The organism is Mycobacterium sp. 236(2023) (assembly GCF_029623955.1).
Lineage (GTDB): Bacteria > Actinomycetota > Actinomycetes > Mycobacteriales > Mycobacteriaceae > Mycobacterium.
Genome location: NZ_JARSBP010000002.1, coordinates 425495 through 437747 on the forward strand (window position 1 = coordinate 425495; position 12253 = coordinate 437747).

Genomic DNA, 12253 nt, shown 5'->3' on the forward strand with positions numbered 1-12253 from the left:
CTGGTCAATTCGTCGACCATCCAGCTGTCCAGGCCGCGTCTGCGATAGGCCGCGATGAGCCCGCCGTAATACCAGAGATGATCGGCGGACCGCCCTGGTCCTCGGATCCGCCGTCGTTGATGACCAGGCTCGTCACCGACAGCAGATGGCCGACGTAGGGGACGTCCCCGCCTTTGCGGACCTGGTTGTGGTGTTTGAGCTCGGCGTACACCATCGCTTTCGAGAACTGCCCCGAAAGTATTGGTGCCGTGGTCTTTTCGCTCATCCTTGCTCGACGACGTTGTCCGGGCCCGAGTTGTTGATGTCCGGAGTGCCGGTGCGGTACGTCACGCGGTTCTCGAAACCCGACGTGCTGATCGCGCCCGCCGTCTCGACGGTGACGCGGTTCTTCATGCCGGAGACCGACACAACCGCACACTGGCCCTGGACCTCGACAGTGTTCTCCACGCCGCTGACGCTCACCGTGCCGCCGTTACAGACGATGGTCTGGGTCTTGTCGACACCGCTGACGCTGACCGAGCCGCCCGGCTCCACCGTGATGACCTGTTCCTCGGGGGCGATGGGATCGACCTGCGGGATCCGCGGCGGGTCGAGCGGTCCGCCGCCGCCCGAGATCGGCGGGCTGGGGTCGTAGGTGTAGCTGTCGGGGCTCGCCGCGTTGAAGTAGACGACGATCGCAATCGTTCCCGCGGCGAGGATCCCGGCCACGACGAGCGGGATCACCCACAGCAACGTCGTCGACGACCGCTTCTGCACCACGTGTTGCGGGGCTGCGTAGTACGGCGACGTGTACTGCGGCGTGCCGTACTGGGAGTCGTACTGACCGTACGGCGCAGCCTGGTACGGGTCCAGCGGCGGTGGCGGGGGAGGTGGGGGCGCGTACTGGTACGGCGGAACCGGCACCGTGGGCGGCGGTGCGACGTCGTAGGGCTGGGTGCCCAGCTCGTTGGACTGGGCGCGACCCGCGAGCGGACGCTCAAGATCCCGGATGCGGGCTTCGGGATCCCCGTACGGCTCCATGCGCAGATGTTTGCACACCGCAACGCCCGTGCTCAACGGGTTGCAACAGCGAATCTGACCAAAGCCTGACGGGGACCCCGGCCCCAGGGTTCGCGCGGACCGGGTGGTGGTATCCACAGACCATGGCGGCACCGGGTTTTCTCGCCATCGGCAGTGGTCCCGCGGGCGTCAGCGCAGCTGAGACGTTCCGTCGCAGGCACCCGCACATCCCTGTCCGGATCCTCTCCGCCGACCCCGCCCTTCCCTACGCCAAGCCACCGCTGAACAAGGAGTTCCTTGGCGGCGGTCACACGAACCTCGACCTGCACAGCGCGGGCTGGTTCGCCCGCCACGACATCGATCTCCTGCTCGGCGTCACCGTCGAGCGCATCGACGTCGACGCGCAGGAGGTCGTCACCGTGGGTGGCGCCCGGTACCCGTACTGGCACCTGGTGCTGGCGTCGGGGTCGGCGGCGGTGCCGCTCGGCGTGCCCGGTGGTGGCGCCGCGCAACCGCTGCGGTCCTTCGCCGATGCCGTCGCCCTGCGGATGGCGGCGCGCTTCGCCGACACCGCCGTCGTGATCGGCGGAGGTCTGATCGGCTGCGAGACCGCGAGCTGCCTGACGCGGCTCGGGCTGACCACCACCCTCGTGTTCCCTGAAGCCGCGCCGCTGTGCCGGCGTTTCGGGGCGGACGTCGGCCTGCGGGTGGCCGACATGCTGAGCGACGCGGGCGTGCGCGTCGTGGCCGACGCCATCGTCGACACCGTCGGTGACACCGGTGTCACCCTGGCGACGGGCGACACGGTCGGCGGAGACGTCGTCGTCGCGGCCACCGGGGTGCGCCCCGACATCCAGCTGGCCACCGATGCCGGTCTCGCAACGGAGGGCGGCCGCGTCGTCGTCGACGAACGCATGCGGACATCGGCCCGGAACATCTATGCCGCAGGCGATGTCGCGATGGCCCACAATGTCGCCGCCGGCCGTCCGGTCATCTCGGAGCACTGGCGGGACGCGGCGCAGCAGGGACTCGTCGCCGGCCTCACCGCCGCCGGAGCGACCGCGGTGTGGAACAAGATCCCCGGATTCACCTGCACGGTAGGGCGATTCGTGCTCAGCTACCGTGGCTGGGGCGGCGGTTACGACTCGTCGACCCTCGCCGAGCGGGATACCGGGTTCTTCGTGACCTACCGCTCAGGCGGTCGCGTCGTCGGAACGTTGGACGTCACAGCCAGTCCCGTGCCTTGAACGCCCAGAACAGCACGATCACCATGACCACGATCACCGATGTGCTCGTCACGAAACCGCCGACGGTGTCGATCCCGGGATAGCTCACGTTCTGTCCGTAGAAGCCGGTGATCGCGGTGGGGACGGCGATGATCGCCGCCCACCCCGTCAGCTTCTTCATCACCGTGTTCAGGCGTGCGTCCTGAAGTGACAGGTTCGTCTCGAACACCGTGGTCACCATGTCGCGCAACGATTCCGTCCACTCCGACACCCGCAGCACATGGTCGTACAGGTCGGCGTACACCGGATCGAGTTCCGCCGCAGTCTTGGCGTCCATCCTGCGGTGCTGGATGGTCGTCACCACCTCGCGCATCGGCAGCACCACGCGGCGCAGCGCCACCAGATCCTTGCGCAGCTGAAAAGTCTTGCGCTGCAGGCCACCCCGGGTGGGACGCTCGGCGAACAGCTCGTCCTCCAAGCTTTCGATACCGTCATCGAGAGCCTGGACAGCGGCAAAGTGTCCGTCGACCACCACGTCGAGCAGGCCGTGCACCAGCGACCCGACGCCGTACTCCTGGCCGCCGAGCTCGTCGAACCGTTGCGACACCTCGTCCATGTCGAAATGGGGGGACAGGCGGACCGTGATCAGACCGCGCGGCAGCACGAAGCCCGAGATGCGGTGGATCTCGAGGGTCGGCTCGGAGACGTCGACGGGCGGGGGATCCTTGACGGACACCTCGTACACCGTGAAGAACGTGTGGGTCTTGTACACGACAGCCTTGGTGCGCTCGGATTCGGCGATCGCATCCTCGACAGCCCAAACGTTCAGTCCGAGCTCCTGGGCGAGATCCTTGAGGATGGCGTGGTCGGGATCGTAGATGTCGCACCACACCAGGGTGTCGTCGGAGGCCAGACAGTCCGAGATCTTCGAGAACTCGAAATCGTCAGTCGGCTTGCCGTCGCGCCAGATCCGGCCCCGGACGTGAGTCACCCGACCATCATGACACCGCGGGCGGCGTCAGCCGAGGGTGAACTCGGTTGCCAGGCCGTCGATTCCGGCCTGGATGGCCTCGAGCGCACCCTTGCGCGCCTTCAGCTTGGTCGCCAGATGGGCACCCGCATTGAGCGTGGCCGCTGCCTCGGCAGCCACCTGCTGCGCGCGGGCCAGCACCTGATCGGCCTCGACGATCTCGTCGAGCCAGCCGCCGGCGATCGCCTCGTCGCCGACGAACGTCGCCGCCAGCGCCGCTCCACGCTCGAACGCCGCAGGGGTCAACCGGGCCCGCATGATCTCCAGTGCCGAGATCGGGATCGTCATGCCGATCGCGACCTCGATCGCCTGGCAGCGCGACTTCGGCTGACCCACGCGGTGATCGGCCGACAGCAGCAGGAACGAACCCATCGCGATCGCAGGACCCGTCGCAGCGATGATCACCGGCACCGGGAACGTCAGCGTCCGCAGGGAAAGCTTGAACCCGCCGGCCAGCATGCCGAGCGCCGCGGCCGCGTCGCCGGACTGGAACACCGCGAGGTCGAACCCGCCGCTGAACACCCGGGAGTTACCGGCGAGCACGACAGCCTTGGCCTTGTCCGCCTCGGCGCGGTCGAGGGCCTCGTTGATCGCGGCCTGCATGGCGGGCCCGAGCACGTTCACCTTGCCGTCGTCGAGGGTGATCGTGGCCACGGAATCAGCGAGCTCATAGGAGACGGTGCTGGTCATGGGACGAACGTAACAGCGCCGTCCGCGGGACTACCTAGCCGGGTTTGGCGCGGCGGTCCGAGAAGAGGTAGTCGACTACTCGCGACGTCGAGCCTGGGCGTTCATAGCGTCATCAGTGCGCGGTACACGAGGGGGTATCGCGCCTCGACCGAAGGGGACGCCATGCGTGCGAAACGGAAACGCTCTGCCGAACATCTGGAATCCGAACGCAGCGCCAAACGCCGTCGCACCCGCTCGCGCAGCGGGGTCCCGAAGCTGAGCCTGTGGGAGTGCGGGGTCGGCTCAGCCTGGAAGTAATTCGGGGACGGCTGGTGCCGGGTTTTCCGTGGCGACGGTGGGGGCGGTCGCAGAGTTCGGCGGAGAGCCCGGCACGAGTCGTTCCGCGCGGGCCACCCAGTCCGGGTCGGCCCATTCCACCCGCGCGGGCAGGCGTCGCCAATACGACGGATGTGCACGCAGGTAGCTCTCCACGCTCGCGTGCACCACCGCGTCCGCGGGCAACGTGCGTAGCGACACCGTGTGCGCGCTGCCCGCGAGGGCGTCGACGGCGTTCGGCGCATGCCGCTGCGGGGATTGGCGGACCCGGGCCCCGGCCCGGACGGCACCGTCGAGGACCCAGTCCAACGCGATGCCCGACAGCGCCTGACAGGCGTGGTGATCGCCGGCGACATCGCAGTGCGCGCCGCGGAACCACACCTCCTGCACCGCCTCGCCGGCGTTTCCCGTCAGCTGCGCGTCGCGGGAACCGCCGTCGATCGCGACGGCGTGCCGGGCCGCCAGAACGTTGCCGAGCACCGGTGCTGCGCACCCAGACCCGGGTACCGCGACCGTGTCCCACAGCCCGAGGAAATTTACGTCGACCGCCACGTCGTCGCCGCCCGACAAAGCGACGGCCAACCGGCCGAACCGCTCCCAGTCCGTGTCGTCGCGACCGGTGCGGGGCAGGACATAGTTGGCCAGCACGTACTCCCGGAACTCCGCGGCCGTCCAACCGGGCACGTCGGCGTCGATGACGCCGACCGTGCCGAGCAATCGGGCCAGCGCCCGCGCGCAGGCGGCGCCGAGACCGGCGCCCAGCAGGAAAAGTCGGTCGCCGGGCGACCATTCGGCAACCAGGAAGCCATACGCTTCGGTGACGGCTGTCCTGGCCGCGTTCGCCTGGATGTGTCGACGATGGAGCCGGCTCAGGCGGGTGCGGCCGATGCCGGACGGCGACCACACGATCTGCCCGTCATCCGGGCGCATCAGGTCTGCCAGCACCGTGGCGTTGGTGGTTCCCCCGACACCGCGAAGGCCACGGGCATGGTCGAAGCACAGCGCGATGTTCTTCACGAAGACCCCCGACGTGAGTGGCGGATAGCGCTGACCATTGAGTTTGCCAGAACTGCCGGTGGGCGTCCGCGGTTTACGGATTGTTCTGGCGTGGTTACGGCAGCAGCGACATCTCGACGCCGCGGCTCGTCGGGTCGGCATGCAGCTCGACCGATTCGGGGACCGTGCCGGGCGGCACATCGAAGACCAGCCCGACGTCGACCGAATCACCGGCATTGAGTTCGGCGCTGCCGCCGCCGGCATAGAAAGTGGCCTCATCGTCGATCGAGAACACCTCTCCCGAGGCCCTGAGCTTCTGGAAGGTCCCGAGGAATGTCGTCGGGGCGTCGCTGGTGTTCGTGACGGTCAGCTGCACGACGATGAACATGCCGGCCGCTGTCTTCTCGACCGGAGCGTCGGGCGAGGTGACCGTCGGCCGGAATTCGGCAGAGGACACCGAGAACTCCATCGGCCCGTCCGTCGTGCCGCCGGCCGGAGGGGGAGATGCCGGCCCGGTCGGCTCCGTGACCTGCGTCGTCGAACCGTCGGCCGCGCTGATCGTGACGTCTCCGCTTCCCGCACTCACAACGCTGTAGATGACCACGCCGATCAGGACCACGAACAGCGCGGCGCATACAGAGAGATAGCGGACCAGCAGACCCCCGGAGCCGTCCGCCGGCGGCGGTGCCGCCACCGTCAGCCGCCCATCAGCATCCGCCACTGGTCCAGATTGCTCGCCCGATAGACGTAGTTGGTGTTGCGCACATCGGACAGCGACGCGCTCGGCTCGGCCGAATACCAGTGGCCGGGGAAGACCGTGGGATCGCCGGGCAGCTGCGCCAGCGCCTGCAGGCTGCGGAACATCTCGTCGACGTCGCCGCCGGGGAAGTCGGTCCGCCCGCAACCCTCCAGGAACAGGGTGTCGCCGGCGACCAGGCGACCGTCGAGCAGGAAGCACTGGCTGCCCGGGGTGTGCCCCGGAGTGTGCAGCAACTCGATGTCGATGGCACCGACCGAGACCTTGTCGCCGTGCTGGTGCGAGGTCAACTCGCTTTCGGCGATGCCGGTGACCCGCGAAACCCAGTCGGCCTCATGGGCGTTGACGTGCACCGGCACACTGACCCGTTCCAGCAGTTCGGCCAGCCCGGCGAGGGTGAACCCCATCATCGACCCGCCGACGTGGTCGGGGTGGTGGTGGGTGACGAGAACCCCGGACAGATGCATGCCGTCGGCTTCCAGCGCATCCACCAGATCCTGTGCCGCATACGCAGGATCCACGACCACGGTGTCACCGGTCTCCCGGTCCCCGATCAGATAGGCGAAATTGCGCATCTGCTGGGCGATCATGTCGCTTGCCGCGAAGTCACGTCCGGAGAGCAGCTGCTTGAAATAGAGGCGGTCGGTGTCGGCCATACCCGTCAGCGTAGGCAGACAACAGATCGCCTTAATAGCGCGTACGGTGGTTTCGGCCTCGAAAGGCCCGCGATGACCAGCGGTTTGGCGCCGGAAACGGTGAGAATGTACCCTCTTTAAGGCTTGCGGCACTTGCGCGAGCGCAGGCCCCCTTAGCTCAGTCGGTAGAGCGTTTCCATGGTAAGGAAAAGGTCAACGGTTCGATTCCGTTAGGGGGCTCGGTGGAAACGGGCTGTGGCCCGGGAGCCGGGGCGGTGTAGCTCAGCTGGTTAGAGCGCACGACTCATAATCGTGAGGTCGGGAGATCGAGCCTCCCCACCGCTACAAGACCGTGCAATGCGTGAATGACGTGAAAGAAAGAGACGACTGACGTGGCCTCCAGTACAGACGTACGGCCCAAGATCACCTTGGCCTGCGAGGTGTGCAAGCACCGCAACTACATCACCAAGAAGAACCGCCGTAACGATCCCGATCGCCTCGAGATCAAGAAGTTCTGCCCGAACTGCGGCAAGCACCAGGCCCACAAAGAGTCGCGCTGAGGCCTACTAGGTAGGTTCAACTCTCGTGTCGTCGCTGGCTGACTACGTCGGAACGCATTTCCGCTTTCCCGACCACTACTCGGTGGGCCGCGAGAAGATTCGCGAGTATGCCGTCGCGGTCAAGAACGACGGCGCCGAATTCTTCGACGAGGCCGTCGCCGCCGACCTGGGGCACGACTCGCTGCCTGCACCCTTGACCTTCATCTCGATCTTCGGCTATCAAGCCCAATCCGCGATGTTCGCGGCCGCCGGAATCGGCATCGCCGACGCGCAGATCGTCCAGGTCGACCAGGCGCTGAAGTTCATCCAGCCGATCAAGGCCGGCGACATCCTCGTGTGCGATGTGTGGATCGACTCGGTCCGCAAGGCGCACGGCACCGACATCATCGTCACCAAGAACATCGTCAGCAGAGAAAACGGCGACGTCGTCCAGGAGAGCTACACCACCCTGGCCGGGCGTAGCGAAGAAGACGGAGAGAGTGGCTTCACAGATGGCACTTCGTGAGTTCAGTTCGGTCACTGTCGGCGACCAACTGCCCGAGAAAGTCATCCCGCTGACGCGGGCCGACCTGGTCAACTACGCCGGCGTATCCGGTGACCTCAACCCGATCCACTGGGACGACGAGATCGCCAAGCAGGTCGGCCTCGACACCGCGATCGCCCACGGCATGCTGACCATGGGCCTCGGCGGAGGATTCATCACCGAGTGGGTCGGCGACCCGGCCGCCGTGACCGAATACAACGTCCGCTTCACCGCCGTCGTGCCCGTCCCCAACGACGGCAAGGGTGCCGAGATCGTGTTCAGCGGACGGGTGAAGTCCGTCGACGCCGACGCGAAGTCCGTGACGATCGCCCTGAGCGCAACCTCGGGCGGCAAGAAGATCTTCGGCCGCGCGATCGCGGTCGCCAAGCTGGCATAAGGACCCAGGCATGGCCCTCAAGACAGACATCCGCGGGATGGTCTACAAGTACCCCGACCCTTTCGTCGTCGGACGCGAACAGATCCGGCAGTACGCGCACTCGGTCAAAGCGACCGATCCCGCATCGCTGGACGTCGACGCCGCCAGCGCGCTCGGGCACGAGGGGCTGGTCGCCGGCCCGACGTTCCTGTCGATCTTCGCCGTGATGATCCAGCGGCACTTCTTCCAGAACGTCGACATCGGCATGGAGACCATGCAGATCGTTCAGGTCGACCAGAAGTTCCTCTTCCACCGGCCGATCAGGGAAGGGGACAGCCTCACCGGTGTCATGCACATCGAGACGGTCGACGAGCGCTTCGGTGCCGACATCGTCACGACGCGGAACATCCTGACCGACCAGCACGGCGAGGTCGTCATGGAAGCGTTCACCACGCTGATGGGCCACGAAGGTGACAACTCCATCTCGGCCGGTTGGGACCCCGAGACCGGCCAGGTCGTGCGGACTCCCGTGCGCCACGACGAGCCTGCCGCGACGGGAACGGATTAGTAAGACAGACCCGGGTCGCGCTACACTCGGGCTTCGGGGTTTTCCCAGTTAAGCGCGCTGTCCGTCGGCTCTGATCGACCGAACGGGGAGCGCGCGAATTGTGTGAGCCCTGAAATGCATCACTGAAGGGGCGTAGCTCAACTGGCAGAGCAGCGGTCTCCAAAACCGCAGGTTGCAGGTTCAAGTCCTGTCGCCCCTGCTCAACTGGATCCCCCGGTTGTCATACTGGAAGTGAACATCCGGCAACGAACGAAAGGCATGCGGTGAGCGACGAGCGCGACGGTGTCAGCTCCGCGGACACCGACAGCGGCGCGGAGACCGACGACGGTGACAACCGCGGGCAGACCGCGGTGGTGACGCGGCCGCTGCGGCCGACCGGCAAGCGGTCGAGGCGCGCCGTCGACGACGCCGACGACACCGACGACGCGCCCGACACGGACAGTTCGGGGTCCAAGGACGACGGCGACGGTCCGAAGCGCAAGAAGAAGACGGCCAAGAAGCCCAAGGACGGGCCGTCGCGCAACCCGATCACCTACATCATCAACTACCTGAAGGAAGTTGTCGGTGAGCTGCGGAAGGTCATCTGGCCGAACCGCAAGCAGATGGTTAGCTACACGACCGTCGTGCTCCTGTTCCTGATCTTCATGGTGGCGTTGATCGGCGGGGTCGACCTGGGCCTTGCCAAGCTCGTGACCTGGATCTTCGCCTGACCGGCACGAAAGACATTGAGAGAGGACTGACCTGTGACTAGCTTCGACGGCGAGACAGCCGCGAGCGTGTCCGAGGCGCGCGTTGAGGCCGCAGACCCGGCGGTCGTGATCGCTGACGAGGCTGCCGAGCATCTCGAGAGCAGCACCCCGGCCGAGGCCGTTGACGACGCCGCACCCACGGACGTGACTGACGTCATCGAGGGCAGCGATGCCGGCGAGAGCACCGAGATCGCGGAAGCAGCAGACGCCGAGGAAGACGAAGACCCGGCCGTTGCGCTCAAGAAGGAACTGCGGCTCCTGCCCGGCGAGTGGTACGTCATCCACTCCTACGCCGGCTACGAGAACAAGGTGAAGGCCAACCTCGAGACCCGCGTGCAGAACCTCGACGTCGGCGACTACATCTTCCAGGTCGAGGTGCCCACCGAAGAGGTCACCGAGATCAAGAACGGCCAGCGCAAGCAGGTCAACCGCAAGGTGCTGCCCGGCTACATCCTCGTCCGCATGGAACTCATCGACGAGTCGTGGGGCGCGGTGCGCAACACCCCCGGCGTGACGGGCTTCGTCGGCGCGACCTCGCGTCCGTCGCCGCTGTCGCTGGACGACGTGGTGAAGTTCCTGCTTCCGCCCGCCGCGGCCAAGAAGCCTGGCAAGTCCACCGCGGCCGCCGCGGCTGCGACATCGGAAGCCGGCGGCATCGAGCGCCCGGTCATCCTGGTGGACTTCGAGGTCGGCGAGTCGGTCACCGTCATGGACGGCCCGTTCGCGACGCTCCCCGCGTCCATCAGCGAGGTCAACGCCGAGCAACAGAAGCTCAAGGTGCTGGTGTCCATCTTTGGACGTGAAACGCCGGTCGAACTGACCTTCAACCAGGTCGCCAAGATTTAAGACGGGCCCCGAGCCCACCAGGAAGAGAAAGAGAAAGCACAGCCATGCCCCCGAAGAAGAAGGTCGTCGGGCTGATCAAGCTGCAGATCCAGGCCGGGCAGGCCAACCCCGCCCCGCCGGTCGGTCCCGCGCTCGGCCAGCACGGCGTCAACATCATGGAGTTCTGCAAGGCGTACAACGCCGCGACCGAGTCGCAGCGCGGCAACGTCATCCCCGTGGAGATCACCGTCTACGAGGACCGCAGCTTCACGTTCGCGCTGAAGACCCCGCCCGCCGCCAAGCTGCTGCTCAAGGCCGCCGGCGTGCCGAAGGGTTCCGGCGAGCCGCACAAGACCAAGGTCGCCAAGGTGACCTGGGATCAGGTGCGCGAGATCGCCGAGACCAAGAAGGAAGATCTCAACGCCAACGACATCGATCAGGCCGCCAAGATCATCGCCGGCACTGCCCGGTCCATGGGCATCACGGTCGAGTAGCTTGCGGATCGACCAGACCGCAGTCGAGTAGTACGCAGTACCCGAACGCGTGGGAGAGCCGGCTCGGCTCGGGAACCACGAACTCATCACTCAGGAGAAACCAATGAGCAAGAACAGCAAGGCATACAAGGAAGCGGCCGAGAAGGTCGACAAGGCCCGTCTCTACTCGCCGCTGGAGGCCGCGAAGCTGGCCAAGGAGACGTCGTCGAAGAAGCAGGACGCCACCGTCGAGGTCGCGATCCGGCTGGGCGTCGACCCGCGCAAGGCCGACCAGATGGTCCGCGGCACCGTGAACCTGCCCAACGGCACCGGCAAGACCGCGCGCGTTGCCGTCTTCGCCGTCGGTGACAAGGCCGAGGCCGCCGAGGCCGCCGGCGCCGACATCGTCGGCAGCGACGACCTGATCGAGAAGATCCAGGGAGGGTTCCTCGACTTCGACGCCGCGATCGCGACGCCCGACCAGATGGCCAAGGTCGGCCGCATCGCCCGCATCCTCGGCCCGCGTGGCCTGATGCCGAACCCGAAGACCGGAACGGTCACCCCCGATGTCGCGAAGGCTGTGAACGACATCAAGGGCGGCAAGATCAACTTCCGTGTCGACAAGCAGGCCAACCTGCACTTCGTCATCGGCAAGGCATCGTTCGACGAGAAGGCGCTCGCCGAGAACTACGGCGCCGCGCTCGACGAGATCCTTCGGGCCAAGCCGTCGTCGTCGAAGGGCCGCTACCTGAAGAAGGTCGTCGTCTCCACGACCACCGGCCCCGGCATCCCGGTGGATCCGGCGGTGACCCGCAACTTCACGGAGGAGTCGGCGTAAGCCGTCACCCCAACAAGAAACCCCGCACCATCGGTGCGGGGTTTCTTGCATTCGAGCGAATGTGAGTGCTCCTCGGTCGCCGTCCTGGCCTCGCCCGATCCTTTGTCCCCCACGAACGGCGGACCAGGCGCGACGGTCAGATGTCGACGGTATCCCCCTGGTGAACCGCGACGCGGCGACCGAGAAGCACCCTCGCGCAGCAACATAGCACCGAGCCCGTCAATTCCGTCGTTGAATGGTGAACATTGTCGCAGGCATCGCTGTGGCCCCAGTTTTCACAGGCTTAGTTGGGCAACTTGCTCGGGATAGCAAACTCTTCACGCCGCGCCAGATACGAAGCGCGCGACGACGTCCTCGGACAGGCGCTGTTGCGGGAAGCCCGCGCGCTCACAGGTGGTCTCGACCAAGTCCTTCGAGGCAGCCTCGAAGACCCCGTACAGAACCTCGTCCGTCGGCACCGACAGCGTCGCCACCAGACGCACCGATGCGCCCTCCCCGGTGAGCGCCGCCGCAGCGGTGTGGAGCTGCGTGACGATGTGGTCGACGGTCGCCTCGGCCAGGTCGGGTAGGTACCACTCCGCGAGGAAGCTCATCGTGCCACCGACATCGCCCATTCCCCGACGGTAGCCACGGCGCAGCTTTGACGAATCGGGTGTTTCCCTAAACTTTTCCGGCGATACTGGCGGTGGCAAT

At 66.4% G+C, this 12253-nt stretch carries 17 protein-coding genes and 3 tRNA genes; 12 read left to right on the forward strand and 8 right to left on the reverse strand.

The features are described 5' to 3' along the window. Window positions 1-4: 4 nt before the first annotated feature. Both P9A17_RS04505 and P9A17_RS04510 read right to left on the reverse strand, forming a co-directional pair. Window positions 5-265: a hypothetical protein gene (locus tag P9A17_RS04505; RefSeq protein WP_278037401.1), complete on the reverse strand. Its 261-nt coding sequence runs from the start codon at window positions 263-265 to the stop codon at window positions 5-7. Next, complete coding sequence (locus P9A17_RS04510; RefSeq protein WP_278037402.1) at window positions 262-1020, reverse strand: DUF3060 domain-containing protein; 759 nt, start codon at window positions 1018-1020, stop codon at window positions 262-264. The genes P9A17_RS04505 and P9A17_RS04510 overlap by 4 nt, the downstream gene beginning before the upstream one ends. Window positions 1021-1142: 122 nt before the next feature. Here P9A17_RS04510 and P9A17_RS04515 point away from each other — a divergent pair, with 122 nt between their 5' ends. After that, window positions 1143-2246 carry an FAD-dependent oxidoreductase gene (locus P9A17_RS04515; protein ID WP_278037403.1) on the forward strand — a complete coding sequence of 368 codons (1104 nt, stop codon included), beginning with the start codon at window positions 1143-1145 and terminating at the stop codon, window positions 2244-2246. Here the strand turns inward: P9A17_RS04515 and P9A17_RS04520 are convergent. The 5 genes from P9A17_RS04520 to P9A17_RS04540 all read right to left on the reverse strand — a co-directional run bounded on the left by P9A17_RS04520 (window position 2224) and on the right by P9A17_RS04540 (window position 6669). Further along, on the reverse strand, window positions 2224-3216 hold the full coding sequence (locus P9A17_RS04520) for a magnesium transporter CorA family protein (protein WP_278037404.1): 993 nt from the start codon (window positions 3214-3216) through the stop codon (window positions 2224-2226). The genes P9A17_RS04515 and P9A17_RS04520 overlap by 23 nt on opposite strands. 27 nt (window positions 3217-3243) lie before the next feature. Continuing rightward, on the reverse strand, window positions 3244-3945 hold the full coding sequence (locus P9A17_RS04525; RefSeq protein WP_278037405.1) for a crotonase/enoyl-CoA hydratase family protein: 702 nt from the start codon (window positions 3943-3945) through the stop codon (window positions 3244-3246). 282 nt (window positions 3946-4227) lie between these two features. After that, window positions 4228-5277 (reverse strand): DUF2235 domain-containing protein, encoded by a 1050-nt coding sequence (locus tag P9A17_RS04530; protein WP_278037406.1) that lies wholly within the window; start codon window positions 5275-5277, stop codon window positions 4228-4230. A gap of 94 nt (window positions 5278-5371) precedes the next feature. Beyond that, complete coding sequence (locus tag P9A17_RS04535; RefSeq protein ID WP_278037407.1) at window positions 5372-5977, reverse strand: DUF4352 domain-containing protein; 606 nt, start codon at window positions 5975-5977, stop codon at window positions 5372-5374. Then, window positions 5953-6669: an MBL fold metallo-hydrolase gene (locus P9A17_RS04540; RefSeq protein WP_278037408.1), complete on the reverse strand. Its 717-nt coding sequence runs from the start codon at window positions 6667-6669 to the stop codon at window positions 5953-5955. Before P9A17_RS04540 ends, P9A17_RS04535 begins: the two co-directional genes overlap by 25 nt. A gap of 146 nt (window positions 6670-6815) precedes the next feature. On the opposite strand from P9A17_RS04540, the gene P9A17_RS04545 reads away from it, so the two are divergent. From P9A17_RS04545 to rplA, 11 genes are all read left to right on the forward strand, one after another. Then, window positions 6816-6888, forward strand: a tRNA-Thr gene (locus P9A17_RS04545). Window positions 6889-6919: 31 nt separating this feature from the next. Further along, a tRNA-Met gene (locus P9A17_RS04550) sits at window positions 6920-6993 on the forward strand. A 47-nt stretch (window positions 6994-7040) separates the two neighbouring features. After that, window positions 7041-7208 carry a 50S ribosomal protein L33 gene (gene rpmG / locus P9A17_RS04555; RefSeq protein WP_003929651.1) on the forward strand — a complete coding sequence of 56 codons (168 nt, stop codon included), beginning with the start codon at window positions 7041-7043 and terminating at the stop codon, window positions 7206-7208. 25 nt (window positions 7209-7233) lie between these two features. Continuing rightward, window positions 7234-7713, forward strand: coding sequence for a (3R)-hydroxyacyl-ACP dehydratase subunit HadA (gene hadA, locus P9A17_RS04560; protein ID WP_278037409.1), 480 nt, complete (start codon window positions 7234-7236; stop codon window positions 7711-7713). Further along, a complete protein-coding gene (gene hadB / locus P9A17_RS04565; RefSeq protein ID WP_278037410.1) occupies window positions 7700-8128 on the forward strand; it encodes a (3R)-hydroxyacyl-ACP dehydratase subunit HadB in 429 nt (142 codons plus the stop codon). Before hadA ends, hadB begins: the two co-directional genes overlap by 14 nt. Before the next feature lie 10 nt (window positions 8129-8138). Continuing rightward, the gene (gene hadC, locus P9A17_RS04570) at window positions 8139-8675 is read left to right on the forward strand and encodes a (3R)-hydroxyacyl-ACP dehydratase subunit HadC (protein ID WP_278037411.1); all 537 of its coding nucleotides are present in this window, start codon (window positions 8139-8141) and stop codon (window positions 8673-8675) included. Between the two features lie 126 nt (window positions 8676-8801). Then, window positions 8802-8874, forward strand: a tRNA-Trp gene (locus P9A17_RS04575). A gap of 64 nt (window positions 8875-8938) precedes the next feature. Further along, entirely contained in the window at window positions 8939-9385 is a 447-nt protein-coding gene (gene secE / locus P9A17_RS04580; protein WP_278037412.1) for a preprotein translocase subunit SecE, read from the forward strand. A 195-nt stretch (window positions 9386-9580) separates the two neighbouring features. Then, window positions 9581-10270 carry a transcription termination/antitermination protein NusG gene (nusG, locus tag P9A17_RS04585; protein WP_278038604.1) on the forward strand — a complete coding sequence of 230 codons (690 nt, stop codon included), beginning with the start codon at window positions 9581-9583 and terminating at the stop codon, window positions 10268-10270. A 44-nt stretch (window positions 10271-10314) separates the two neighbouring features. Beyond that, window positions 10315-10743, forward strand: a complete 429-nt coding sequence (rplK, locus tag P9A17_RS04590; protein WP_024444644.1) for a 50S ribosomal protein L11 — start codon at window positions 10315-10317, stop codon at window positions 10741-10743. Window positions 10744-10846: 103 nt separating this feature from the next. Beyond that, entirely contained in the window at window positions 10847-11560 is a 714-nt protein-coding gene (gene rplA, locus P9A17_RS04595) for a 50S ribosomal protein L1 (RefSeq protein ID WP_278037413.1), read from the forward strand. 317 nt (window positions 11561-11877) lie between these two features. Here the strand turns inward: rplA and P9A17_RS04600 are convergent, their stop codons facing one another. Further along, window positions 11878-12174: a hypothetical protein gene (locus P9A17_RS04600; protein WP_278037414.1), complete on the reverse strand. Its 297-nt coding sequence runs from the start codon at window positions 12172-12174 to the stop codon at window positions 11878-11880. Window positions 12175-12253: the final 79 nt, after the last annotated feature.

What these genes read in the sequence shown, in the direction of transcription:
- P9A17_RS04505 (WP_278037401.1), bottom strand. Translation starts at nt 265, where the DNA reads ATGAGCGAAAAGACCACGGCACCAATACTTTCGGGGCAGTTCTCGAAA.
- P9A17_RS04510 (WP_278037402.1), bottom strand. Translation starts at nt 1,020, where the DNA reads ATGGAGCCGTACGGGGATCCCGAAGCCCGCATCCGGGATCTTGAGCGT.
- P9A17_RS04515 (WP_278037403.1), top strand. Translation starts at nt 1,143, where the DNA reads ATGGCGGCACCGGGTTTTCTCGCCATCGGCAGTGGTCCCGCGGGCGTC.
- P9A17_RS04525 (WP_278037405.1), bottom strand. Translation starts at nt 3,945, where the DNA reads ATGACCAGCACCGTCTCCTATGAGCTCGCTGATTCCGTGGCCACGATC.
- P9A17_RS04540 (WP_278037408.1), bottom strand. Translation starts at nt 6,669, where the DNA reads ATGGCCGACACCGACCGCCTCTATTTCAAGCAGCTGCTCTCCGGACGT.
- hadB (WP_278037410.1), top strand. Translation starts at nt 7,700, where the DNA reads ATGGCACTTCGTGAGTTCAGTTCGGTCACTGTCGGCGACCAACTGCCC.
- hadC (WP_278037411.1), top strand. Translation starts at nt 8,139, where the DNA reads ATGGCCCTCAAGACAGACATCCGCGGGATGGTCTACAAGTACCCCGAC.
- rplK (WP_024444644.1), top strand. Translation starts at nt 10,315, where the DNA reads ATGCCCCCGAAGAAGAAGGTCGTCGGGCTGATCAAGCTGCAGATCCAG.
- rplA (WP_278037413.1), top strand. Translation starts at nt 10,847, where the DNA reads ATGAGCAAGAACAGCAAGGCATACAAGGAAGCGGCCGAGAAGGTCGAC.
- P9A17_RS04600 (WP_278037414.1), bottom strand. Translation starts at nt 12,174, where the DNA reads ATGGGCGATGTCGGTGGCACGATGAGCTTCCTCGCGGAGTGGTACCTA.